Genomic DNA, 262 nt, shown 5'->3' with positions numbered 1-262 from the left:
CCTGGGAGCGATAGCCGTGTGGCTGATTTTCAGCCTGCTCAATCAGCGGGCGATGGCGAGCTTGTCCGTGCCAGCCCTTGGCGCCTGGACCGGATTGATGATGAGTGGAGGTGCGCTGGCGATGCTGTGTCTGCTGCCCTTGGGCCTGCACCTGGAGTTGTTCCGGTTGCCGACCCTGGGCTTTTCCTGGGCGCAGGCCGGATCGCTGTATCTTTGGGCGCTGATGATTGCCCTGTGCTCCTCGGTGGCCGGCGGCTGGGCC

The 262-nt window shown here is 64.9% G+C and carries 1 protein-coding gene; it reads left to right on the top strand.

From position 1 onward, the window contains the following. Positions 1-16: 16 nt before the first annotated feature. On the top strand, positions 17-262 hold a 246-nt coding region (locus SB751_RS31895), incomplete at its 3' end, for a hypothetical protein (protein ID WP_410749258.1).

The sequence above is a fragment of the Cupriavidus sp. SIMBA_020 genome, assembly GCF_046535395.1.
Lineage (GTDB): Bacteria > Pseudomonadota > Gammaproteobacteria > Burkholderiales > Burkholderiaceae > Cupriavidus > Cupriavidus campinensis.
This window is presented reverse-complemented; position numbering and strand designations above follow the sequence as displayed.